Annotated in this window: 22 protein-coding genes, 1 tRNA gene and 1 pseudogene; 14 read left to right on the forward strand and 10 right to left on the reverse strand. The window is 72.5% G+C overall.

All coding sequences use genetic code 11. From position 1 onward, the window contains the following. Positions 1-107: 107 nt before the first annotated feature. Together AB0D46_RS09210 and phoU are read right to left on the reverse strand one after the other, a co-directional pair. Positions 108-257 carry a hypothetical protein gene (locus tag AB0D46_RS09210; protein WP_362876665.1) on the reverse strand — a complete coding sequence of 50 codons (150 nt, stop codon included), beginning with the start codon at positions 255-257 and terminating at the stop codon, positions 108-110. A 155-nt stretch (positions 258-412) separates the two neighbouring features. Beyond that, positions 413-1,090, reverse strand: coding sequence for a phosphate signaling complex protein PhoU (gene phoU / locus AB0D46_RS09215; RefSeq protein WP_042813786.1), 678 nt, complete (start codon positions 1,088-1,090; stop codon positions 413-415). Positions 1,091-1,285: 195 nt separating this feature from the next. Here phoU and AB0D46_RS09220 point away from each other — a divergent pair, with 195 nt between their 5' ends. Both AB0D46_RS09220 and AB0D46_RS09225 read left to right on the forward strand, forming a co-directional pair. Next, entirely contained in the window at positions 1,286-2,524 is a 1,239-nt protein-coding gene (locus tag AB0D46_RS09220; RefSeq protein WP_362876666.1) for an ATP-binding protein, read from the forward strand. Then, positions 2,521-3,201 (forward strand): response regulator transcription factor, encoded by a 681-nt coding sequence (locus AB0D46_RS09225; protein WP_037795450.1) that lies wholly within the window; start codon positions 2,521-2,523, stop codon positions 3,199-3,201. The genes AB0D46_RS09220 and AB0D46_RS09225 overlap by 4 nt, the downstream gene beginning before the upstream one ends. 150 nt (positions 3,202-3,351) lie before the next feature. On the opposite strand, the gene AB0D46_RS09230 is transcribed toward AB0D46_RS09225, so the two are convergent. Then, positions 3,352-4,023: a DUF461 domain-containing protein gene (locus tag AB0D46_RS09230; protein WP_362876667.1), complete on the reverse strand. Its 672-nt coding sequence runs from the start codon at positions 4,021-4,023 to the stop codon at positions 3,352-3,354. Positions 4,024-4,578: 555 nt separating this feature from the next. Between AB0D46_RS09230 and AB0D46_RS09235 the strand changes: the two genes are divergently transcribed. From AB0D46_RS09235 to AB0D46_RS09260, 6 genes are all read left to right on the forward strand, one after another. After that, complete coding sequence (locus tag AB0D46_RS09235) at positions 4,579-5,061, forward strand: CarD family transcriptional regulator (protein ID WP_003953493.1); 483 nt, start codon at positions 4,579-4,581, stop codon at positions 5,059-5,061. Between the two features lie 250 nt (positions 5,062-5,311). After that, the gene (ispD, locus tag AB0D46_RS09240; RefSeq protein WP_362876668.1) at positions 5,312-6,058 is read left to right on the forward strand and encodes a 2-C-methyl-D-erythritol 4-phosphate cytidylyltransferase; all 747 of its coding nucleotides are present in this window, start codon (positions 5,312-5,314) and stop codon (positions 6,056-6,058) included. Beyond that, positions 6,048-6,554, forward strand: coding sequence for a 2-C-methyl-D-erythritol 2,4-cyclodiphosphate synthase (ispF, locus tag AB0D46_RS09245; RefSeq protein ID WP_362876670.1), 507 nt, complete (start codon positions 6,048-6,050; stop codon positions 6,552-6,554). The genes ispD and ispF overlap by 11 nt, the downstream gene beginning before the upstream one ends. A gap of 195 nt (positions 6,555-6,749) precedes the next feature. Further along, positions 6,750-8,150, forward strand: a complete 1,401-nt coding sequence (cysS, locus tag AB0D46_RS09250) for a cysteine--tRNA ligase (RefSeq protein ID WP_362876671.1) — start codon at positions 6,750-6,752, stop codon at positions 8,148-8,150. 91 nt (positions 8,151-8,241) lie between these two features. Continuing rightward, complete coding sequence (gene rlmB, locus AB0D46_RS09255) at positions 8,242-9,213, forward strand: 23S rRNA (guanosine(2251)-2'-O)-methyltransferase RlmB (protein ID WP_362876672.1); 972 nt, start codon at positions 8,242-8,244, stop codon at positions 9,211-9,213. 184 nt (positions 9,214-9,397) lie between these two features. After that, a complete protein-coding gene (locus tag AB0D46_RS09260) occupies positions 9,398-10,951 on the forward strand; it encodes a DoxX family membrane protein (RefSeq protein WP_362876673.1) in 1,554 nt (517 codons plus the stop codon). Positions 10,952-11,090: 139 nt separating this feature from the next. On the opposite strand, the gene AB0D46_RS09265 is transcribed toward AB0D46_RS09260, so the two are convergent. The 3 genes from AB0D46_RS09265 to ugpC all read right to left on the reverse strand — a co-directional run bounded on the left by AB0D46_RS09265 (position 11,091) and on the right by ugpC (position 13,666). Then, positions 11,091-11,861: a nucleotidyltransferase family protein gene (locus AB0D46_RS09265; RefSeq protein ID WP_362876674.1), complete on the reverse strand. Its 771-nt coding sequence runs from the start codon at positions 11,859-11,861 to the stop codon at positions 11,091-11,093. A gap of 80 nt (positions 11,862-11,941) precedes the next feature. Beyond that, positions 11,942-12,355 (reverse strand): hypothetical protein, encoded by a 414-nt coding sequence (locus AB0D46_RS09270; protein WP_281203635.1) that lies wholly within the window; start codon positions 12,353-12,355, stop codon positions 11,942-11,944. Positions 12,356-12,574: 219 nt separating this feature from the next. Then, the gene (ugpC, locus tag AB0D46_RS09275; protein WP_362876675.1) at positions 12,575-13,666 is read right to left on the reverse strand and encodes a sn-glycerol-3-phosphate ABC transporter ATP-binding protein UgpC; all 1,092 of its coding nucleotides are present in this window, start codon (positions 13,664-13,666) and stop codon (positions 12,575-12,577) included. Positions 13,667-14,022: 356 nt separating this feature from the next. On the opposite strand from ugpC, the gene AB0D46_RS09280 reads away from it, so the two are divergent. After that, positions 14,023-14,097: transfer RNA gene (locus tag AB0D46_RS09280), tRNA-Thr, on the forward strand. A 68-nt stretch (positions 14,098-14,165) separates the two neighbouring features. Here the strand turns inward: AB0D46_RS09280 and AB0D46_RS09285 are convergent. Next, positions 14,166-15,545 (reverse strand): FAD-dependent oxidoreductase, encoded by a 1,380-nt coding sequence (locus tag AB0D46_RS09285; RefSeq protein WP_362876676.1) that lies wholly within the window; start codon positions 15,543-15,545, stop codon positions 14,166-14,168. Between the two features lie 434 nt (positions 15,546-15,979). Here AB0D46_RS09285 and AB0D46_RS09290 point away from each other — a divergent pair. The 3 genes and pseudogenes from AB0D46_RS09290 to AB0D46_RS09300 all read left to right on the forward strand — a co-directional run. Beyond that, positions 15,980-16,150: pseudogene (locus tag AB0D46_RS09290) on the forward strand (hydroxyurea phosphotransferase); the annotation flags it as partial. A 67-nt stretch (positions 16,151-16,217) separates the two neighbouring features. Beyond that, entirely contained in the window at positions 16,218-16,715 is a 498-nt protein-coding gene (locus AB0D46_RS09295) for a GNAT family N-acetyltransferase (protein ID WP_362876677.1), read from the forward strand. A gap of 44 nt (positions 16,716-16,759) precedes the next feature. Next, positions 16,760-17,440: a pentapeptide repeat-containing protein gene (locus AB0D46_RS09300; protein WP_362876678.1), complete on the forward strand. Its 681-nt coding sequence runs from the start codon at positions 16,760-16,762 to the stop codon at positions 17,438-17,440. A 31-nt stretch (positions 17,441-17,471) separates the two neighbouring features. On the opposite strand, the gene AB0D46_RS09305 is transcribed toward AB0D46_RS09300, so the two are convergent. The 3 genes from AB0D46_RS09305 to AB0D46_RS09315 all read right to left on the reverse strand — a co-directional run bounded on the left by AB0D46_RS09305 (position 17,472) and on the right by AB0D46_RS09315 (position 19,971). Beyond that, entirely contained in the window at positions 17,472-17,975 is a 504-nt protein-coding gene (locus AB0D46_RS09305; RefSeq protein ID WP_362876679.1) for a hypothetical protein, read from the reverse strand. Between the two features lie 161 nt (positions 17,976-18,136). Next, a complete protein-coding gene (locus tag AB0D46_RS09310; RefSeq protein ID WP_281203616.1) occupies positions 18,137-18,760 on the reverse strand; it encodes a response regulator transcription factor in 624 nt (207 codons plus the stop codon). Beyond that, on the reverse strand, positions 18,757-19,971 hold the full coding sequence (locus tag AB0D46_RS09315) for a sensor histidine kinase (protein ID WP_362876749.1): 1,215 nt from the start codon (positions 19,969-19,971) through the stop codon (positions 18,757-18,759). Before AB0D46_RS09315 ends, AB0D46_RS09310 begins: the two co-directional genes overlap by 4 nt. A 478-nt stretch (positions 19,972-20,449) precedes the next feature. On the opposite strand from AB0D46_RS09315, the gene AB0D46_RS09320 reads away from it, so the two are divergent. Together AB0D46_RS09320 and AB0D46_RS09325 are read left to right on the forward strand one after the other, a co-directional pair. Beyond that, a complete protein-coding gene (locus AB0D46_RS09320; RefSeq protein ID WP_362876680.1) occupies positions 20,450-21,010 on the forward strand; it encodes a heme-binding protein in 561 nt (186 codons plus the stop codon). A gap of 275 nt (positions 21,011-21,285) precedes the next feature. After that, the gene (locus AB0D46_RS09325) at positions 21,286-22,644 is read left to right on the forward strand and encodes a M1 family metallopeptidase (RefSeq protein WP_362876750.1); all 1,359 of its coding nucleotides are present in this window, start codon (positions 21,286-21,288) and stop codon (positions 22,642-22,644) included. The last annotated feature ends 43 nt before the right edge of the window (positions 22,645-22,687 follow it).

A 22,687-nucleotide genomic window follows, 5' to 3' on the forward strand; every position in this document is an offset into this window, starting at 1 on the left:
TCCCCCGGGCCCACGGTTGACCCCCGTAGCGGCCCGCGACGAGGCGAAGGGCCCCCGCCCGCGAAGCGGGAAGGGGCCCTTCAGGGTCGGTCGGGGTCGGTCGGGGTTCAGCCGCCGCACTGGCAGGGCGCACCGGACTGGCAGCCGCAGCCGCAGCCCGATCCGCAGCCGCAGGCCGCGAGTAGGGGCAGGCGCAGCGGCTCCGGCCGTGGCGGCTGCTCCTGTTCCGGGGTGATGGGGACGGGGGAATCGGACATGGATCCTCCTCGTGGGGGCACACACGGCAGGTCGTACGCGTACGCGGTCGCCTTCGCCCTCATTCATGCCCAGCCGCACCGGCGCGTCAACGGCGCATTGGAGCGAGCCGCCGCACGCGGGGGCGACGGACCCGCTCGCCCCCGCGCGGCGGTCCTCAGACCCCGTCGACCTGCGTCGGCTGCTGGAGCTCGTCCGCGTGCTCGCCCGTCACCAGGTACACGACGCGCTTGGCGACCGACACCGCGTGGTCCGCGAAGCGCTCGTAGTAGCGGCCCAGCAGCGTCACGTCGACCGCCGTCTCGATGCCGTGCTTCCAGCGGTCGTCCATCAGGTGCTGGAACAGCGTGCGGTGCAGCTGGTCCATCTCGTCGTCGTCCTGCTCCAGCTGGAGCGCCAGGTCGACGTCCTTCGTGATGATGACCTCGGCCGCCTTCGCCATCAGGCGCTGCGCCAGCTGACCCATCTCCAGGATGGTCGCGTGCAGGTCGCGCGGCACCGCGCGGTCCGGGAAGCGCAGCCGCGCCAGCTTCGCCACGTGCTGGGCGAGGTCGCCCGAGCGCTCCAGGTCGGCGCTCATCCGCAGTGAGGTGACGACGATGCGCAGGTCGGTGGCGACCGGCTGCTGGCGGGCCAGCAACGCGATGGCGCGGGCCTCCAGGTCGTGCTGGAGGTCGTCCACCTTCTGGTCGGCGGCGATGACGCTCTCCGCGAGCTTCAGATCGGCGTCGAGCATGGAGGTGGTGGCCCGCCCGATCGCGGAACCGACGAGCCGGGCCATCTCGACCAGGCTTTCTCCGATCGAGTCCAGTTCCTCGTGGTACGCGTCCCGCATTGGTGTCCCTCTCTCGCCGACTCGCTACTGCTGCGTGGCTTCTTGCCCACGTTGACACGTTCGGCCCTGAACGCGTCCGACTCCGACATCACAAGTGAATCAACCCCGTCGCCAGGGTGAACTCTGGGCGACGAGTGTTCGAGGTGCCACCCGAACGGCTGTGGAAGTGCCGTCGTGCCTGCTTAACCTGGATGCATGGACGTGAACGCGGCGGTCGCCGCAGCTGCAGCGATCGCCGGTTTGTGCACCGGTGTGATCGCCATGCTGGCGTTCCGCTGGAGCGAGCGCGACCAAGCCCGCCCCACCAGGAGCTCCATGCGCCCCGACATCAACGCGGTACTCCCGCCCGGTGTGGACACGGTCCTCTCCGTGCTCCGCTCCTCCGCCGTCGTCCTCGACGAGGGGGACGCGGTCGTCAAGGCCAGCTCGGCGGCGTACGCCCTCGGCCTGGTCCGCGGCGGGAAGCTCGCCGTGGAACCGATGCTCCACATGGCCCGCGACACCCGCAGGGACGGAGAGATACGCCAGATCGAACTCGACCTCCCCAGGCGCGGCACCGGCCGCGGCGAGGCCCTCGCGGTCTCGGCGCGCGTCGCCCCGCTGGGCTCACGGCTCGTGCTGCTGCTCGTCGAGGACCTCACGGAGGCCCGCCGCATCGAGGCGGTCCGCCGTGACTTCGTCGCGAACGTGTCGCACGAGCTGAAGACCCCCGTCGGAGCGATCTCCCTGCTCTCGGAAGCGGTCATGGACGCCTCCGACGACCCGGAGGCGGTCAGCCGCTTCGCGGGCCGCATGCAGATCGAGTCCGCCCGCCTGATCAACCTCGTACAGGAACTGATCGACCTCTCCCGGGTGCAGAACGACGAGGCCCTGGAGGACGCCGAGCCCGTACGCGTGGACACGCTGGTGGCCGAGGCCATCGACCGCTGCCGCCACACCGCCACCTCCAAGCAGATCACCATGGCCGCGGGCGGCACCGCCGACCTGCGGGTTTGGGGACACCGGGGGCAGCTCGCCGCGGCCCTCGGCAACCTGGTGGAGAACGCCGTCAACTACAGCCCGGCCCGCACCCGCGTCGGCATCGCCGCGCGCCGGGTGACCGCGCCGGGTGGAGACTTGATCGAGATAGCCGTGACCGACCAGGGCATCGGCATCCCGGAAAAGGACCGCGAGCGCGTCTTCGAGCGCTTCTACCGCGTGGACCCGGCCCGCTCCCGCGCCACGGGAGGCACCGGCCTCGGCCTCGCGATCGTGAAGCACGTCGCCGCCTCGCACGGCGGGGAGGTGTCGGTCTGGAGCTCGGAGGGCCAGGGCTCCACGTTCACCCTGCGGCTCCCCGAGGCACCCGCACCGGCGCCCGCGCCGGCCCCCGCACCCGTCCGACCCCTGCCCCGACCAGAACCAGTCATCCCTGCCCCGGAGGTCCTTCCGTGACCCGAGTGCTCGTCGTCGAGGATGAGGAATCCTTCAGCGACGCCCTGTCCTACATGCTCCGCAAGGAAGGCTTCGAGGTCGCGATCGCGGCGACCGGGCCCGACGGGCTCGACGAGTTCGAGCGCAACGGCGCCGACCTCGTCCTCCTCGACCTGATGCTGCCCGGCCTGCCCGGCACCGAGGTCTGCCGGCAGCTGCGCGGCCGTTCCAACGTTCCCGTGATCATGGTGACCGCCAAGGACAGCGAGATCGACAAGGTCGTCGGGCTGGAGATAGGAGCAGACGACTACGTCACCAAGCCCTTCTCCTCGCGGGAGCTGGTCGCCCGCATCCGCGCGGTCCTGCGCCGCCGCGGCGAGCCGGAGGAGGTCACCCCGGCGGCCCTGGAGGCCGGCCCGGTACGGATGGACGTCGACCGGCACGTGGTCACCGTCGGCGGCGGCAAGGTGGACCTCCCGCTGAAGGAGTTCGACCTGCTGGAGATGCTGCTGCGCAACGCGGGCCGCGTGCTGACCCGCATGCAGCTCATCGACCGGGTCTGGGGCGCCGACTACGTCGGCGACACCAAGACCCTCGACGTCCACGTCAAGCGCCTGCGCGCGAAGATCGAGCCCGACCCGGGCGCGCCGCGCTACCTGGTGACGGTCCGCGGCCTGGGCTACAAGTTCGAGCCGTAGACCGCGGCGCCGCGCAGCCGCGAGGCGGCACATGCGCACAGCCGTGAGCGGCGGTCGGGTCCGGCGGCCCGCACGACCACGGGGAAGGCCCCCAGCCACATCGGCTGGGGGCCTTCCCCGTGTACGTAGGCCGCTTCGCGCGGCCGGGCCTCAGTGGCCGGCGCCGTGCGAGGCGGAGCCGGACGGCTTGCCCGACGGCGCGCCCGCGGCGCCCGACGGCGAACCGGACGGCGCGCCCGAGGGCGCGGGCGTCCCGGAGGGCGTGCCCGACGGGGACCCGGACGGGCTGGTGGAAGGCTCGCCCGGGGCCGCGGTGGGCCCGTAGCCGGCGTACATGCCGGAGGCGGGCACGATGAAGGCCTGGAGGGCGACGTCGCCGGTGCTGCTCAGGTCGAAGACGACCTCCTGCACGTCGCCGTCCACGACGGCGGTGCGGCCGCCCTCGATCACGGCGGAGGCGTTGCCCTGGCCGCCCAGCACCACGGAGCCGCCGGCCGGCACGGTGATCTTGCCGGAGCCCTCGGCGGCCTTCAGGACGACCTTGGACTTGCCACCCTTGAGGGTGATGCCCTCCAGGGTCTGCGGCTTCGTACCGTTGTTGAAGACGGTCGCCGAGACGACGGCCGGGCCCTTCTTTTCCTTCTCCGCCTGGGTGATCACCAAGGCGTTCTGGATCTGGATGTCGCCCTTGGTGACGGCGGCGTTGTCCGGCTTGATCTGGAGAGTCTGCGCGTCGTTGCCCGCACCGCACGCGGCGAGCGAAGCGATCGAGAACACGACGGCAGAAGCGGCGAGGGCGCCGCGTCGAAGGCTGCGGCTCACGGCGGCGGCAACTCCTAGGACGTACGGACGGAAGGGTGGACGCTCGGGACGGCCGAGGTAAAGCCGCCCTAAGGGTGTGTCAGCGCGCTTAGGTTACCGAGCCGCCGCCCCGCCCCCGCACCCGACCCTCCGCAGCGGACGCACGGCCCTGGACGGCCTCGGCGATCTTGCATTCGGGATATCGCCGCCGGGGCCGCCCGATGATCAATTCCGGGATTCCGTCGAACGTGGCTCCGTGATCAATTTCGGATTGGGCCGGAACCCGCTCCGTACGGGCGGCCGCCAGTCGAACGGAGTACTTCGGTTTCCGACTCCCGAACCCGGCAAAACGGGACGTACGTCACTCCCGTGGACTCGTCCGCCAGGTGTAACGTGGCCGTTTCGCCCGGTCCGCACAACACCTCCGACCTGCGAATACCCCCTTCCGCAAGCCCTTCGCAGCACGTTCGTGTCGCTGTTGTCAAGCCCCGAGATGTGCCCTGACCTGCGAAAACGCCATTCATAACAGTCAGTTCTCGTGTTACCCTGGATAGCCACGGAAGGGGTACCTGTCACATGACGTTCAAGGTTGGCGACACCGTGGTCTATCCCCATCACGGGGCCGCGCTGATCGAGGCCATCGAAACTCGCCAGATCAAAGGCGTGGACAAGACCTACTTGGTGCTCAAGGTCGCCCAGGGCGACCTGACGGTTCGTGTGCCTGCGGACAATGCGGAGTTCGTCGGCGTTCGCGACGTAGTCGGCCAGGACGGGCTGGACCGGGTCTTCGAGGTGCTCCGCGCACCGTATGCAGAAGAGCCGACGAACTGGTCCCGGCGCTACAAGGCAAATCTGGAGAAGCTCGCTTCTGGCGATGTCATCAAGGTCGCCGAAGTGGTGCGCGACCTGTGGCGTCGTGAGCGTGAGCGCGGACTCTCCGCGGGTGAGAAGCGCATGCTCGCGAAGGCTCGCCAGATTCTCGTCAGCGAGCTCGCGCTCGCGGAGAACACCAACGAGGACAAGGCCGAGGCCCTCCTCGACGAGGTTCTCGCGTCCTGACGCGAAAACCGTACACAGTTGTGCCGCGGTGCCCGATGACAAGCTCCCTCCTCCACGAGGGAGCTGTTGCCGGGCGCTGCGGCATGTCTGTACCCACGCCTTTTTCGTACCCACTGCTTTTTCCTGGCGTGCCGAGTTCGGGCAGCCCTGCTCGACCGGTCTTCACGGAAGGGGCGAGGGGCATCGCACCCGGCACGCTTCAGGCCATACCCATGTCGGCCGAAGTCACAAACCTGGCTCGGAGCTACTGATGTCTGACGAAACGCGTCCGCACCGCACGGCCGCGGTGATCCCGGCCGCCGGCCGCGGGGTACGCCTCGGTCCCGGTGCCCCCAAGGCCCTGCGGGCCCTCGGCGGGACGCCCATGCTCATCCACGCCGTCCGTGCCATGGCCCGCTCCCGCGCCGTGTCCCTCGTCGTGGTGGTCGCCCCCTCCGACGGGGCCGCCGAGGTGCGCCGGCTGCTCGACGAGCACGCGCTGCCCGACCGTACCGAGGTCCTGGTCGTCCCCGGCGGGGAGACCCGACAGGAGTCCGTGCGCGCCGGCCTGGACGCGCTGCCGCAGGACGTCACCTCCGTACTCATCCACGACGCCGCCCGCCCGCTCGTCCCCGTCGACACCGTGGACGGCGTCATCGACGCCCTGCGCGACGGCGCGCCCGCCGTCGTCCCCGCGCTGCCGCTGGCCGACACCGTCAAGGAGGTCGAGCCGGGCGAGCCCGGCGAGCCCGAGCCGGTCGTCGCCACGCCCGAGCGCGCCCGGCTGCGCGCCGTCCAGACCCCCCAGGGCTTCGACCTGGCGACCCTGCTGCGCGCGCACCGGGAGATCGCCGTCCTCGGCGAGGGCGCCACCGACGACGCCGGCATGGTGGAGCGCCTCGGAGTCACCGTCGTGACCGTCCCCGGCCACGACGAGGCCTTCAAGGTCACCCGTCCGCTCGACCTCGTCCTCGCCGAGGCCGTACTCGCCCGCAGGAGGGCCACCGATGCCTACTGATCCCGCCGCCGCGCCCGTGATGCCGCTCGTCGGCATCGGCACCGACGTGCACGCCTTCGAGGCGGGCCGGGAACTGTGGTGCGCCGGTCTGCTGTGGGAGGGCGAGGACGGCCTCGCCGGGCACTCCGACGGGGACGTCGCCGCGCACGCCGCCTGTGACGCCCTGTTCTCCGCCGCCGGCGTCGGCGACCTCGGCGCGCACTTCGGCACCTCCCGTCCGCAGTGGTCCGGCGCCTCCGGCGTCACCCTTCTGGCGGAAGCCGCGCGCATCGTGCGGGCCGAGGGCTTCGAGATCGGCAACATCGCCGTCCAGGTGATCGGTGTCCGCCCGAAGATCGGCAAGCGGCGCGAAGAAGCGCAGAAGGCGCTCTCGGCCGCCGCGGGCGCCCCCGTCTCGGTTTCCGGCACCACCACTGACGGCCTCGGCCTCACCGGTCGGGCCGAGGGGCTCGCCGCCATCGCCACCGCCCTCGTCCACCGGACGAGCCCGGCCTGAGTCCGGGCCCCGCCCGGGCGGGTGTCCGGCCGGTGCCGTGGCCGCGCGGCGACGGAGCGGGGTCGGCACCAACCGGGAAAACCGCCCGTACGGGACTCCGTGCGCGCCCCCTTCGCACCGCCGCGCCGACAAAGCCCACCCCCGGGCCCCCAAAGGGTCGCGGGGCACTGCTAGAGGCGCACTACCCTGGATGCCGTGACTATTCGCCTGTACGACACCAGCGCCCGGCAGATCCGTGACTTCACCCCGCTCGTTCCGGGCTGCGTCTCGATCTACCTCTGTGGCGCGACCGTGCAGGCCGCTCCGCACATCGGCCACATCAGGTCGGGCCTGAACTTCGACATGATGCGCCGTTGGTTCGCGTACCGCGGCTACGACGTGACCTTCATCCGCAACGTCACGGACATCGACGACAAGATCATCGCGAAGTCCGCCGAGCAGCGCCGCCCCTGGTGGTCCATCGGCTACGAGAACGAGCGCGCCTTCAACGACGGCTACTCCGCCCTCGGCTGCCTCCCGCCCACCTACGAGCCCCGCGCGACCGGACACGTCACCGAGATGGTCGAGATGATGCGCGGGCTCATCGAGCGCGGCCACGCCTACGAGTCAGAGGGCAACGTCTACTTCGACGTGAAGTCCTTCCCGGGCTACCTCTCGCTGTCCCGCCAGGAACTCGACAACATCCGTCAGCCGGAGAGCACCGGCGAGACCGGCAAGCGCGACGCGCGCGACTTCGCCATGTGGAAGTCCGTCAAGCCCGGCGAGCCGTCCTGGGAGACGCCCTGGGGCCGCGGCCGTCCCGGCTGGCACCTCGAATGCTCCGCCATGGCGCACAAGTACCTCGGCGAGGCCTTCGACATCCACGGCGGCGGCCTGGACCTGATCTTCCCGCACCACGAGAACGAGATCGCCCAGGCCAAGGCCTTCGGCGACGAGTTCGCGCACTACTGGGTCCACAACGCCTGGGTCACGATGTCGGGCGAGAAGATGTCCAAGTCCCTCGGGAACTCGGTCCTCGTCTCCGAGATGGTCAAGCAGTGGCGCCCGATCGTGCTGCGCTACTACCTCGGCACCCCGCACTACCGGTCGATGATCGAGTACAGCGAGGAAGCGCTGCGCGAGGCGGAGTCCGCCTTCGCCCGCATCGAGGGCTTCTACCAGCGCGTCATCGAGAAGGCGGGCGGTCCCGTCGAGGCCGCGGCCGAGGTGCCGCCGGCCTTCGCCGAGGCGATGGACGACGACCTGGGCGTCCCGCAGGCGCTCGCCATCGTGCACACCACCGTCCGCCAGGGCAACAGCGCGCTCGCCGCCGACGACAAGGACGCGGCGATCGCGCGCCTGTCGGAGGTGCGGGCCATGCTGACCGTGCTCGGCCTGGACCCGCTCGACCCGCACTGGGCCGGCGAGTCCGACCGCGGCGAGGACCTCCACGGCGCCGTGGACACCCTCGTACGCCTCGTCCTGGAGCAGCGGGAATCCGCCCGGGCCCGCAAGGACTGGGCGACCGCCGACGCCATCCGCGACCAGCTCCAGCAGTCCGGTCTGGTCGTCGAGGACAGCCCGACCGGTCCGCGCTGGACGCTCGGCCCCCGCTGAGCCGGAGCGGCCCGACTGTGCCGCCCGGCGCTCCGGGCGGCACACTCTTCATACGTACATATCGCAGCATCAACGAAAACAGGTAGAGGTCATGGCCGGGAACAGCCAGCGCAGGAACCGCCGCACGTCCAACAAGAAGGGCGCCACGGTCGGTAGCGGTGGCCAGCGGCGCCGGGGCCTCGAAGGCAAGGGCCCCACGCCCAAGGCCGAGGACCGCAAGAAGCACAAGGCGAATCGGATCAGCAACGCCATCGCCCGCCAGGCCGCCAAGCGCCGCCCGGCCCCGCGCCGCGGCGGCCCCAAGGGCACCAGCGAGATGGTCGTCGGTCGCAACCCGGTCTTCGAGGCGCTGCGCGACGGCGTCCCCGCCACCACCCTCTACGTCCAGCAGTTCATCGACAACGACGAGCGCGTGCGCGAGGCCCTCCAGCTCGCCGCCGCGCGCGGCAACATCAACCTGATGGAAGCCCCGCGCCCCGAGCTCGACCGGATGACCAACGGGCTCAACCACCAGGGCCTGGTCCTGCAGGTCCCGCCGTACGAGTACGCGCACCCGGAGGACCTCACGGCCGCCGCGTACGACAACGGCGAGGACCCGCTGATCGTCGCCCTCGACGGGGTCACCGACCCGCGCAACCTCGGCGCCATCGTCCGCTCCGTCTCCGCCTTCGGCGGCCACGGCGTGGTCATCCCCGAGCGTCGCGCCGCCGGCATGACCGCCGGTGCCTGGAAGTCCTCGGCCGGCACCGCCGCCCGTACCCCGGTCTCCCGCGTCACCAACCTGACCCGCGCCCTCCAGGACTACAAGAAGGCCGGCATCACCGTCGTCGGCCTGGCCGCCGAGGGCACGCACACGGTCAACGACCTGGAGCAGCTCGCCGGCCCCGTCGTCATCGTCGTCGGCTCCGAGGGCAAGGGCCTCGGCCGCCTCGTCGGCGAGAACTGCGACTACCTGGTGCGCATCCCGATGCCGGGCGGCGCCGAGTCGCTGAACGCCGGCGTCGCCGCGGGCGTCGTCCTCTACGAGGCGGCCCGTCGCCGCGCCGACCGCAGCCGCGCCTGATCGCGGGTCGGGGCTGAGCGCCGGGTGGGCCGGACCCGTCCGCCCGGCTTGATCCACTTGGCTCACGGAAGTGACCCGTGAGCGTGTCGCCCCGCCCGATCCGGGCGGGGCGACTTGATCTTGACGGGTCTCGGACAGATCCCTGATGTCAAGGCAGTGTCCTAAACACGGATCACTCGGTTAGATGAGTGTGGACACCAGAACGTCAGGGTTCGACGACCAGCCCGCGCTGAGCATGGTCAAGGTGCCGTGCGACCCCGCACAGGTCATCGTCAACCACGCCAGCTTCCGCGTGCGGCTCGCACCGAGCCCGAGCGCGCGTTCCAAGCCCGCGAATGCCCCCGGCCGCGCGCCCGTCCTCGGCGTCGCCGCGGCCGCCGCCGCCGGAGCCCGCCGCCGCCGGGCCCCCGTCGTGTGGAGCGGCAGGTCCGACCCCGGCGACGCCGCCGCGACGGGCGGCCTGCTCCAGGCCGTACGCGAGTCCGGCCGCGGCCACGACGAGTACGACGGCGGTGCCACCCAGGTCATCCCGCGCGTGGACCTGGACCACGACCTCGCCGAGGACACCCTCGCCACCCCGACCGTCATCGGTCAGCGCAGCTACGGGGACCCCGAGGAAACCCGCCCGCTGGCCGCCGTACGGGACCTGCCGCGCGAGCCGTACGGGGCCCAGTACCCCGGCGGCGATCCGGACGGCGACTCCCGACGGGTCGGCGACGCCCGCGGCCAGGCCTCCTACTACCCCGGCCGCCGGATGAACCTCGGCGTGGTGCTGCTCCCGCTGCGCGTCTTCCTCGGGTTCATCTGCATCTACGCCGGCATGGGCAAGCTGTGCGACCCCGTCTACTTCGACGGCGGCGAGCGCGGCTCCATGGTCACCTGGCTCCGGACGCTGCACCCCTGGGCGCTGGCCGAGCCGCTGCGCGACTTCGCGCTGGCGCACCCGGTGGGCGCGGGGCTGAGCGTGGCGTTCCTCCAGGTGATCGTGGGCGTCCTGACGGTCTTCGGGTTGTGGCAGCGGTTCGCCGCCTGCATCGGGGCGCTGCTGTCCGCCGCGCTGCTGATGACGGTGAGCTGGAAGACCGTCCCCGCCTACGACGCGCCCGACATCATCTACCTGGCCGCCTGGAGCCCGCTGATCATCGCGGGCGCGCCCGTCTACTCCCTCGACGGGCGGCTCGCGGGCGAGGCGTGGCGCACGCTGGGCCCGCGTTCGGAGGTCTGGCGGCTGCGACGCCGGGTCCTGCGGCGCGGAGCCGTCATGGCCACCGTCGTGTGCGGGCTCACCCTGCTCGTCGGCTCCCTGCTCGGCGGGGCCGTCCGGTCCTCCACGGTCGTCACCGTGCCCGGGCCGGGTCAGGCGCCGAGCAACTACCTGCCCGGTACGCCGCTGCCGAAGGCCTCGGTCAAGCAGTCCGAGCCGGCGCGGGGGCAGCAGCCGTCGAAGCAGGCCGCGTCGCCGTCCGCGGCGCCTTCGGTGGCGCCCTCGAAGCCGGCCCGAAACGGCAGCAGCGGAGCGCCGGTGCGCGAGAGCGCCGGTACGGGCGCCGGCACCCCCTCCGCCACCAAGGGCGGCGGCACGGGCAGCGGGCAGTCCCCGCGCAGCAGCGCCCCGAAGCAGTCCACCCCGCAGAAGCCGCCGACCACGTCCTCGGGGAACCGCCCCGAGAGTGGCAGCGGCGGTGGCGGCGACACCCCGACGAAGAAGCCGGGGTTGGTGGGCGGCCTGCTGGGCTGACCGCCCGGCCCGATCGGGTTCCGCCGGTTCGGCCCCCGGGGCCCGGTGCGCGAGGAGCGCACCGGGCCCTTCGGCGCGCCGGGGGAGGCGTACGGGCTCGTGCTCGCGGCCGAGTTGGGGGTCCGGGGCGTGCGGGGGCTCAGGGGGCGTTCTGGGCGGCCAGCTCGCGTGCGGCCTCGGTGAGGTCCTTGACGGTGTCGATCGCCCGCCAGTAGGCCCCCTGGGGAAGCGGGTAGCCCGCGAGGCGGCGTTCGCGGGCGAGGCGCGGGAACGTCGTCCGCTCGTGGTCGCCCAAGTCGGGTAGCAGCGCGGTGAATTCGGGGGAGAAGACGTACACCCCGGCGTTGACCGGGTAGGGCGACGGCGGCGCCTCGATGAAGTCCAGCACCTGCCCGTACGCGTTGGTCTCCACGACCCCCCACGGGATCCGCGGCCGGGCGAGCGCCAGGGTGGCCACGGCGTCGCGTTCGGCGTGGAAGGCGGCCATGTCGCGCAGCGGGAAGCGGGTCCACACGTCGCCGTTGGTGGCGTACCAGGGGCGGTCGGCGTGCGGGAGCCGGCGGGCGGCGTACTTGAGGCCGCCGCCGCGTCCCAGTGGTTGTTCCTCGACGACGGTGGTCACGCGCAGCGGCAACGGGGCCTGCGCGAGCCATTCCTGGAGCACGTGGGCGAGGTGCCCGCAGGAGACGACGGCGTCGGTGACCCCTTCCGCCGCGAGCCAGGCCAGTTGGTGTCCGATGATCGGCAGGCCCGTCCCCGGGATCTCGACCATCGGCTTCGGCCGGTCGTCCGTGTACGGCCGCAGCCGCGAACCCTGGCCGCCCGCCAGGACGACCGCCTGGGTGGGTGGGGCCGGGGACGCGGCCGCGAGGTCGGTGGATCGGGGAGGTACGGGGGAGGCGTCGCTCATGGCCGTCAGCGTAGGGACGGCCCCTGCCCCGGCGGGGGCAGGCGCGGCGGAGCCGGCGAGGAGCGCGGGGGCGGCCGGTGTCAGCCCATGGAGGCGACGCCGGTCGCGTACGAGGTGTCGCAGACGGGACGCGCGAAGGACTGGGCCTTCGTGGGTCCGTACGCGTCCACCGCGGCCCGGCCCAGGGCGCGCGCGATGCCCACGCAGTGCGCGGCGAGCGACGGCCTGCGGTCCACCTCCTGCTGGAGGTGCGTGAGGACGGCGCCCGGCTCCTGGCCCTGCTGGAGCTCGCTGAGCAGCTTGTCGCGCAGGAGGTCCTGGGCGGCGCGCGGCTTGGCGGGTACGGACACGTCCTCGGCGGAGGCGGTGAGGATCTGGGAAGGGGTGTTGTCCGCCCAGGGGACCATCGTGACCGCGAGGGTCCCGGACAGGACCAGGACGACGGGCAGGACCAGGGCGAGGGAACGGCCGATACGGCGGGCAGTGTGGGTCACGAGGGCGAGATTAGCGCTCGGTGAAGAATTGGCGACATTTAGTCACCCTGTCGGGGGATGGTTCGACGTGGCTTTTCGAATATGGGGTTGACGGATGCGGCCGAATGGCCCGGTCTGCCGGGGTTTGGCGCGGGGTTGGCGGGGGGACGGCGGCAACTGCCGAAGAAGGGGCGCCCCTTGATGGGGCGCCCCTTGGGGTTTCGGTCGCGGCGACGGGTGTCAGCCCGAGAGGCGGGCTCCCGAGGACGTCGAGAACACGTGGATCTCGTCGGCGCGCGGCACGATCTGCAGCGTCGAACCCTTCTCCGGGACCTGCCGGCCGCCGACGCGGACGACGATGTCCTTCGCCTTGTCGGCGCCGACCGCGGCGCTGCCGTAGACGTAGCCGTCGGCGCCGAGTTCCTCGACGACGTTCACGGTGATGGTCAGGCCGCCGGTGTCACCGATGTCGAAGTGCTCGGGACGCACGCCGACGGTGACGGTGCGGTCGCCGGCGTCGGCGGCGGCGGACAGCGCCTCGCGCGACACCGGGACGATGCTGTCGCCGAACTTCACGCCGCCGTCGGCGATCGGGACCTCGACGAGGTTCATGGCGGGCGAGCCGATGAACCCGGCGACGAAGAGGTTCGCGGGGCGGTCGTACATGTTGCGCGGGGTGTCGACCTGCTGGAGCAGACCGTCCTTGAGGACCGCGACGCGGTCGCCCATCGTCATGGCCTCGACCTGGTCGTGGGTGACGTAGACCGTGGTGATGCCGAGGTCGCGCTGGAGCGCGGCGATCTGCGTACGGGTCGACACGCGGAGCTTGGCGTCGAGGTTCGACAGGGGCTCGTCCATGAGGAAGACCTGCGGCTTGCGGACGATCGCGCGGCCCATGGCGACGCGCTGGCGCTGGCCGCCGGAGAGGGCCTTCGGCTTGCGGTCGAGGTAGCTGGTGAGGTCGAGCATCTTCGCCGCGTCCTCGACCTTGCGGCGGATGGTCGCCTTGTCCTCGCCGGCGATCTTGAGCGCGAAGCCCATGTTGTCGGCGACGGTCATGTGCGGGTACAGCGCGTAGTTCTGGAACACCATCGCGATGTCCCGGTCCTTGGGCGGCAGGTGCGTGACGTCGCGGTCACCGATGCGGATGGCGCCGCCGTTGACGTCCTCCAGGCCCGCGAGCATGCGCAGGGAGGTGGACTTGCCGCAGCCGGAGGGGCCGACGAGGACGAGGAACTCGCCGTCCTCGATCTCCAGCTCCAGCTGGTCGACGGCGGGCTTGTCGCCGCCGGGGTACAGACGGGTCGCCTTGTCGAAAGTGACGGAAGCCATGGTGATGAATCCCTTCTACCGGCAGGAACGTGCCGGACGATCCGAGTGGAAGGTCTAGTCCAGTGCCCTGGACTCCGCCCGACGCTACCTGGCGCCGCGCTTCCTGTCAGCACCCGTGTGCGGTGACTTCGTACTCCGTGCGATCTGTCGGAGCGGGCCGTTCGGACGGCGGAACCGACGCGGCGGCGGTCCACCGGGTCCGGGCGGAGCGCGCGTCGGCGGAGGCGCCGCCGGTTCGCCGGGCCTTCGTACGGCCGTCGTACGGCCTTCGTACGGCCGTCGTCGGGGCGGCGCCGGTGGCGGCGGAAAGGTGATGGCTCGGCGAATCGGCTGCTGTGTAGAGTGAGTGCGGCCCTGCCTCCTTAGCTCAGTCCGGCCAGAGCAACGCACTTGTAATGCGTAGGTCGTCGGTTCGAATCCGACAGGGGGCCCTGCGGAAACCCCGGCTCAGATCCGTTCTGAGTCGGGGTTTCGTCGTATGGAGCGGGCGGCCGGGCGCTCAGTGGCGGCCCGAGACGCGGTCGGCCAGGCGGGCCAGGGGGGTTGTCGTGGGTCGGTGGGTGGCCGTTTCGTGGCGGTCCGCTTCGCGGTAGGCGGCGTACAGGGCCTGGACGCCGAGCCAGCGGAAGGGTTCCGGTTCCCAGCGTCGGACGCGGTGGTCGACCCAGGGGAGCGAGGTCAGGTCCGTCGGGTTCTCCAGGATCAGGTCGCGCAGGGTGCGGGCGGCGAGGTTGGCGGTGGCGACGCCGGAGCCGACGTAGCCGCCGGCCAGGCCGAGGCCGGTGGTGCGGTCCAGGGAGACGGCGGCGCACCAGTCGCGGGGCACGCCCAGGACGCCGGACCAGGCGTGGGTGATCTCCGTCCCGGTGAGCTGGGGGAAGAAGGACGTGAGCAGCGAGGTCAGGGCGGTGATCGTGGCCGGTTGGGTGCGGCCGTCGTGGTCGGTGCGCGAGCCGTAGCGGTAGGGGACCCCGCGGCCGCCGATCGCGATGCGGTCGTCGGCGGTGCGTTGGGCGTACATGTACGCATGGGCCATGTCACCGATCACCTCGTGGCCCGACCAGCCGAGGGAGTCCCACACCTCCGCCGGTAGCGGGGCCGTGGCGATCATCGAGGAGTTCATCGGGAGCCAGGTGCGCTTCTGACCCTTGAGGGCCGCCGTGAAGCCCTCCGTGCAGCGCAGGACGAACGGGGCACGGACCGTGCCGTACGGGGTGACGGCGCGGCGGGGCGCGATCTCCGTGACGGGGGTCGACTCGTGGATGACGACCCCCAGGCGTTCGCAGGCGGCGGCGAGGCCCTTGACCAACTTCAGCGGGTGGACGCGGGCGCCGTGCGGGGTCCAACTGGAGCCGACGGCGTCGGCGATGTCGACGCGTGCCCGGGTCGCGGGGGCGTCGTGGAACGTGCGGTCGGTCTCGCCGAAGCCGAGCTCGGCGGTGTGGAACGCCCTGAGGCGGCTCAGCTGGGCGGGGCTGCGGGCGACTTCGAGGACGCCGCCGCGGTGGACGTCCGCGTCGATGCCCTCCTTGGCGGCGACGTCGATGACCTCCGTGACGGTGTCGTTCATGGCCTGCTGGAGGCGGAGCGCCGCCGGGTGGCCGTGCAGTTCGGCGTACCGGTCGCGGCCGGCGATGCCGTTGTAGAGCCAGCCGCCGTTGCGGCCGGAGGCGCCGTAGCCGCAGAACTTCTGCTCCAGGACGGTGACGCGCAGGTCGGGCGCGGACGCCTTCAGGTAGTAGGCCGTCCACAGGCCGGTGTAGCCGCCGCCGACGATGACGACGTCCGCCGTGGCGTCGCGGGTGAGGGGGGCGCGGGCCGGTCGGGGGGCGGTGGTGTCCGTCGCGTACCAGAAGGAGATGCCGCCGTTGATCGTCATGGGGGAGTTGGTACACGGGCTGTCGGTGGGGTGTCCAGGGCCGCGGTGTCGTGATTCGGGACGTGTTTCCGGGCCGAATGACCCATGCGGCTGGGGTGGGAGGGGTCGTAGGGTGCGGTGGGGGGTTTGCGGAGTTTGCTGATGTTTGTGCCCTTGGTGCGTGGGGGATCGACGTGCGCGCGCCGGGGCCGATGCGGAGAGATTCGGTCGTGGGCATACGTGGTGCGGGGCGTGCGAGGCCTTCGAGGCGACGGGCGTGCGGGGGACCCCGGCGGTGCTGGTCGACGGGAAGTCGATCGGCGCGAAGGACGGCTCGATGTTCGACGCGGCGGCCTTCGCGCGCACGTTGGCGGCGGCGGGCATCGGCGGCTGAGGCGCCGCGCGGGCCGGGCCTGGGGTCGGGGCGGGTGCGGGCCCTCGGGGAACTCCCGGGTCGGCTGACGTCCGTACCCGCCCCCGCCGGACTGCGCGGCCTGGACGCGGTCGCGGCGCGGATGCTGGACGAGGCGCCCCGGGCGGCGGCCCTGTTGGCCGAGCCGCGGGACCGGCGGCCGCCGCTGGACTGCGCGGCGGCGGTCGCCGAGGTGGCGGGCGAACCGGGTGACACCGGTTGCCCCCCGACCGACGGGCCTGCCCGGATCGACGCCGAGGCGGGCGACCTAGGGTGACCGCATGATCCGTGACGCCGAAATCGCCGATGTCCCCGTCATCCACGCCATGATCCGTGAGCTCGCCGCGTACGAGAAGGTCCCGCACGAGGCACGCGCGTCCGAGGAGCAACTGCGTGAGGCCCTCTTCGGGGCACGGCCGGCGGTTTTCGCGCACATCGCGGAAGCGGAGGACGGGGAACCCGTCGGCTTCGCGGTGTGGTTCCTCAGCTTCTCGACGTGGCGCGGGGTCCACGGCATCTACCTGGAAGACCTGTACGTACGCCCCTCCGCGCGCGGCGGCGGCCACGGCAAGGCCCTGCTCGCGGAACTGGCGCGCACGTGCGTGGAGCGCGGGTACGCGCGCCTGGAGTGGTCGGTCCTGAAGTGGAACGCGCCGACGATCGCGTTCTACGAGTCCCTGGGCGCGCGCCCGCAGGACGAGTGGTCGGTCCACCGCCTGACGGAGGACGCGCTCACGGCGCTGGGGGCTTCGGGGGCGGGGGTCCGCCGGGGCGGGTGACGCGGCGGCGGTCGGATGTCGGTGGGGTGGGTCAGGATGAGGGGATGGCACGCAGTGGTGGGCAGCAGCACGGGACGGTCAAGGCGGCGCGGCGGCCGGAGGTGAGGTTGCCCGAGCTGACGGCGTGGGACGGCGGCCCGCTGGAGCCGGACGGCGACTACGACGGTCTGGAGTTCGCCGACCTCGACCTGGCGGGCCAGGAAGGCTCCGGCGCGCGGTTCATGGACTGCGCGCTGCGACGGTGCGCGCTGGACGAGGCCGGGCTGGCGAAGGCGCGGTTCATGGACACGGTGCTGGACGGCGTCCGGGGTGTGGGCACCGACCTGTCGGAGGCTTCGTTGCGGGACGTGGAGCTGCTGGACGCCCGGCTGGGCGGGGTGCAGCTGCACGGGGCGGTGCTGGAGCGGGTCCTCGTACGGGGCGGGAAGATCGACTACCTGAACCTGCGGAAGGCACGGCTCAAGGACGTGGTGTTCGAGGGCTGCGTGCTCGTCGAGCCGGACTTCGGGGGCGCGGTGCTGGAACGGGTCGGCTTCCGTGACTGCACGCTGCGCGGGGCCGACTTCAGCGCGGCCCGGATGAAGGACGTCGACCTGCGGGACGCCGCCGAACTGGGGATCGCGCGCGGGGTGGAGGCGCTGGCCGGAGCGGTGATCAGCCCGGCGCAACTGTTCGACCTCGCCCCGGCCCTGGCGGCGCAGCTGGGGCTGCGGGTGGTGGGGTAGGGGGCTGCGTACGGGTCGGCGTACGGGCCGGTCAGGCCGGGACGCGGGGGAAGCGGGCCTGGAGGGTCCAGATGACCGGGTTGTCGGCGAGTCCGTCGTGCATGTCGACGAGGTCGGCGATCAGGTCGTGCAGGAAATCGCGGGCCTCGCGACGCAGCAGGCGGTGGCTGAAGGTGATCGGGTCCTCTTCGGCCGCCATCCAGTCGGCCTCGATGTCGACCCAGCCGAAGCGGCGCTCGAAGAGCATCCGGTCCGCCGACTCGGTGAAGTCGAGCTCGGCGTACTGACGGTGGGCGGAGCGGCTGCCGCGCGGGTCCTCGTCGAGCTTCTCGACGATGTCGCAGAGCGCCCAGGCGAAGTCCAGGACGGGAACCCATCCCCAGGCTGTGGATACTTCCCGGTCCTTGTCGGTGTCGGCGAGGTAGACGTCACCGCAGAAGAGGTCGTGGCGCAGGGTACGGATGTCCGCCGACCGGTAGTCGGTCTGCGGGGGGTCCGGGAAGCGCCGGGAGAGGGAGTAGCCGATGTCGAGCACGTACCCGATGGTGTCACGGCTCCGACTCCCCTGACGCGCGGGTGGGGGTGGTGGGGTGGGGTCGGGGGTGGGGTGGGCGCTGCTGGGCGGGGTGGTTCCGCCGCCCCCGACCCCGCCCCCAAAACCGACCCGCCCCCGCCCCGACAACACCCCAACCCCCCTCACGACGGCAGGAGGCGTTGTTCCTTTGCCACCGCTACGGCGCCCGCGCGGGTGTCGACGCCGAGTTTGTCGTAGATGCGGCCCAGGTGGGTCTTGACGGTGGCCTCGCTGATGAACAGCGCGCGGGCGATGTCGCGGTTGCCGAGGCCGCGCGCCAGTTGGCCCAGGATGTCCAGTTCCCGGTCCGTGAGGGTGGGGCGGGAGCCGCGCATGTGGGCCATGACCCGGCTCGCCACGGGCGCGGAGAGCGTCGTACGGCCCGCCGCCGCCGAGTGGATGGCGGCGAAGAGTTCCTCGGGCCGTTCCGCCTTCAGGAGGTAGCCGGTGGCACCGGCGCCGATGGCGCGGGTGATGTCGGCGTCCGTGTCGTACGTGGTGAGGACCAGGACGTACGGGGGGTCGGGCAGGGCCGTGATGCGGCGCGTGGCTTCGACGCCGTCGATGCCCTCGCCCAGTTGCAGGTCCATCAGGACGACGTCCGGGCGGAGTTTCGCGGCCAGCGCCACCGCCTCCTCGCCGCTGCCGGCTTCGCCGAGCACCTCGATGTCCGGCTCGCTGCCCAGCAGGGCGAGGAGGCCGGCGCGGACCACGACGTGGTCGTCGCAGAGGAGGATCGTCGTCATCCTGTGGGCTCCAGGGGGATCGAGGCCGAGAGGACGGTGCCCTCGCCCGGGGTCGATTCGATGGTGAGGGTTCCGCCGAGCTGGCGCACGCGGGCGCGGATCGCCGGTAGGCCGTGGCCCCGGTCGGGGCCGGCGCTGCGGGGTTGCGTGAAGCCGTCGCCGTCGTCGGCGATGTCCAGGACGACCTGGTCGCCGAGGAAGCTCAGGGTGAGGGCAGCCGTACGCGCACCCGAGTGCTCGCGGATGTTGGACAGGGCGCCCTGCGCGATGCGCAGCAGCGCCGACTCGGCGCGGTCCGGGAGCGGGGCCGAGGTGCCCTCCAGGTGGAAGCGGACGGTGATGTCCGGGCCGGCGTCCAGCGCGCGCAGGGCGTCGGCGAGGCCGGCGCCGTTCGCCAGCTCGGCCGGGGCGAGGTCGTGCACGAGGCGCCGCGCCTCGGCCAGGCCGCGCGCGGCGATGCCGGTGGCGGTACGGACGTGCGCGCGGGCGGTGCCCGGGTCGCTCTCCCAGGTGCGGTCGGCCGCCTGGAGCAGCATCTGCTGGCTGGACAGGTGCTGCGCCAGGGTGTCGTGGATCTCCATGGACAGCCGCTGCCGCTCGGCGAGGGTGCCCTCGCGGCGTTCGGTGGCGGCGAGCTCGCGGCGGGTCCGGATCAGGTCGTCGATGAGCGCGCGCTGGGCCTGCGTCTGACGCTCCATGTGGACGAAGACGGCGGTGGCGAGGGCGGCGACGGCGGGCGGCGCGAGGAACAGGTTCGGGTCGAAGGCGGTGGACAGCCGCACCTGGGCGGCGACGACGAACACCGTGAGCAGGGCGACCAGGACGATCGCGGCACGCGGGGGGAGGGTGCGCAGGGCGGTGAAGAAGAGCGGTACGGCGCACCAGGCGAAGCTCGGCGCGAGGACGACGAGCACCACCCAGGTGGCGACCACCAACCCGAGCCACGCCCGCCGGCGCAGGGTCGGACCGGTGGCCCGCCGGCCCCGACCGGGCGGGCGGGCAGCGGTAGCTGTCCCGCTGCCGGGGCCGGTACGGGTGGTGCCGCGGTGGGCGGGGGCGGCCGTGGTGGCTCCGACGACGGGGCCGAGGACGTACAGCAGCGCCAGCGCGATGCTCAGGGCGAGCACCCAGGGGGTGCGGGGCTCGCCGGGGTGACGCAGGAGGAAGCGGGCCACCGACGCGCCGAGGAGCAGGAAGAACGCCGCGTGCATGACGGTGGCCAGGGTGCGGGTGTCGGGGTCGGTCGAGGGGTGCGGCCGCGGGATGTGGCTCACGGCGGGGGCTCCTGGGGCTGAGGGTGGTATCCATCTTGCCCCTGCCCTGGCCGGGCGGGGGCGAGGGGGGGGCTCGGTCCTGCTCTGCCCCGGGTGGGCGGGGTGACGGCCGGCCCGCCGGCGCCCCAGCGGGGTACCGGCCCGGGTGCGTGCCGTTCCGTCTCGACTCGCGTGTGCGCGCCGTTCCGTGCCGGCCGGCGCGTGCGCGCTGCTCCGTACCGATCCGTGCGTACCGATCAGGAGAACCCGTGCCGGCCGGGCCGCGCATCGGCCGATCGGTTGACCCCTGGGTCAGCCGGTGCGGTGGTCGTTGGGAGCCGGTACGGCGACGGGGGCGGGGTGGTTGCGGGCCGAGGCTTGGAGCAGCGGTGAACGAGCCAGTCGGCGACCGCCCCTCCCACCACCAGGAGCAGAGATGAACACCCGCACCCGCGTCCTCACCGGTACCGCCCTCGCCCTCGCCCTCGGCGCCGGGACGTTCGGTGCCGTCAGCGCGAGCGCCACCCCCGCGTCCGCCCCCGCCGCGGCGGAGGCCGCCGCGCCGGCCGCGAAGAAGGACGACGACAAGAACTTCACCACCTCGACGCACCTCACCGTCGACGCCGCGTCCCGCGCCGCCCAGGCCGCGCTGCAGGCCGCCGCGAAGGAGAACCAGAAGGTGACGGTCGCCGTGGTCGACCGCAACGGCAACACCATCGTCACCCTGCGCGGCGACGGCGCGGGCCCGCAGTCCTACGAGTCGGCGCAGCGCAAGGCCTACACCGCCGTGTCCTGGAACGCCCCGACCTCCGTCCTCGCGGGCCGCCTCGCGCAGACCCCGAACCTGAAGGACATCCCGGGCACCCTGTTCCTCGGCGGCGGCACCCCGGTCCAGTTCAAGGGCGCCCCCGTCGCCGGCATCGGTGTGGCCGGCGCCCCGAGCGGCGACCTGGACGAGAAGTTCGCCAAGGCGGGTGTCGACGCCCTCGGCAAGTAGTCCAGGGCCCGCGGGCAGCCCGAGGCCCGAGCCCCGCAACCCGCCCGAGCCCCGCGAACCGGCCCGAGCCCCGCACCGGCCCGAGCCCCGCACCGGCCGGCGCCCCGCAACCGGCCGGCGCCCCGCAAGCACTCCACCGCTCCGGGTCGGGCCCCGCGCCCCCGCTTAGGATCGACTCCGTGGAACATCCCCGGATCATCCGGCGCACCAGGCGCACCACCAGGCTCACCCGCCTCGCCGCCCCCACCGTCTCGGCCGTCCTCTCCGTCGCCGTCCTGGCCACGGGGTGTACGGGCTCCCCGGTGCAGGGGCGGCCCGGCGCGTCCGGGGTCCGCGATCCGTACTTCCCGCGCGCCGGCAACGGCGGCTACCAGGTCGAGCACTACGACCTGGACCTCGCCTACGACCCCGCCGACGGGCGACTGCACGGCACGGCCGTCATCACCGCCCGCGCCGAGCAGGGGCTCAGCTCCTTCAACCTCGACCTCAGCGGCCTCAAGGTCGAGGGCGTGGAGGTGCAGGGCGCCGGCGCCCGCCACAACCGGAGCGGCACCGAGCTGACGGTGCGGCCCGCGAAGGACCTCAAGAAGGGCGAGGTCTTCCGTACGGAGATCGACTACTCCGGCCGGCCCAAGCCCGTGGTCGACCCCGACGGCTCCGAGGAGGGCTGGATCGCGACGGCCGACGGAGCGGTCGGCGTCGGGGAGCCCGTCGGGTCGATGGGCTGGTTCCCGGGGAACCACCACCCCTCCGACAAGGCGACGTACGACATCAAGTTGACCGTCCCCAAGGGGTACGAGGCGGTCTCCAACGGGGCGTTGCGATCGCGTACGGACGTCGCCGACGGGCGGACGGAGTTCGCCTGGCACAGCGCCGAGCCGATGGCGAGCTATCTGGCGACCGCCGCCATCGGGAAGTTCGACGTGACGACCGGCCGGACCCCTTCCGGCATCCCCCTCTACAACGCGGTGACGCCCGCCGAATCGGCGAAGAGCGCGCCCGCGCTGGAGCGGCTGCCGGAGATCGTGGAGTGGGGCAGCGCCAAGTTCGGCCCGTACCCCTTCGACACGGTCGGCACGATCGTGCTGCCGGGCGGGACCCTCGGGTACGCGCTGGAGACGCAGACCAAGCCCGTCTATCCCGGCGCCCCCGACGAGAACCTCATCCTCCACGAACTGGCCCACCAGTGGTTCGGCAACTCGGTGTCGCCGAAGTCCTGGAAGGACATGTGGCTGAACGAGGGCTTCGCCACGTACGCCGAGTGGCTGTGGGCCGAGGAGCACGACGGTCCGACGGCGCAGCGCCGCTTCGAGGCCATCGTCGACGGTGACACGACCGTGGACCAGGCCGCCGACTCGGAGTGGGACGCCTTCCCGCCGGCGGCCCCGCCCGGACCGGAGCACATCTCGGGTGACCCGGTGTACGTGCGGGGCGCGATGGTGCTGCACCGGATCCGGCAGGAGGTCGGCGACGAGAAGTTCTTCGCCCTGCTGCGCGGTTGGGCCACCGACCACCGGCACGGGAACGCGAGCACCGCGGACTTCACGGCGTACGCGCAGCGGCACACGGGCCACGACCTGAAGAAGGTCTGGGACGTGTGGCTGTACGGGGAGGACCGCCCGAAGGCCCCGTGACACGCGGGGCACCCGGGGCGCGCCCCTGTCAGCCCCGGTTCAC

It is taken from the genome of Streptomyces sp. NPDC048383 (assembly GCF_040651775.1).
Lineage (GTDB): Bacteria > Actinomycetota > Actinomycetes > Streptomycetales > Streptomycetaceae > Streptomyces.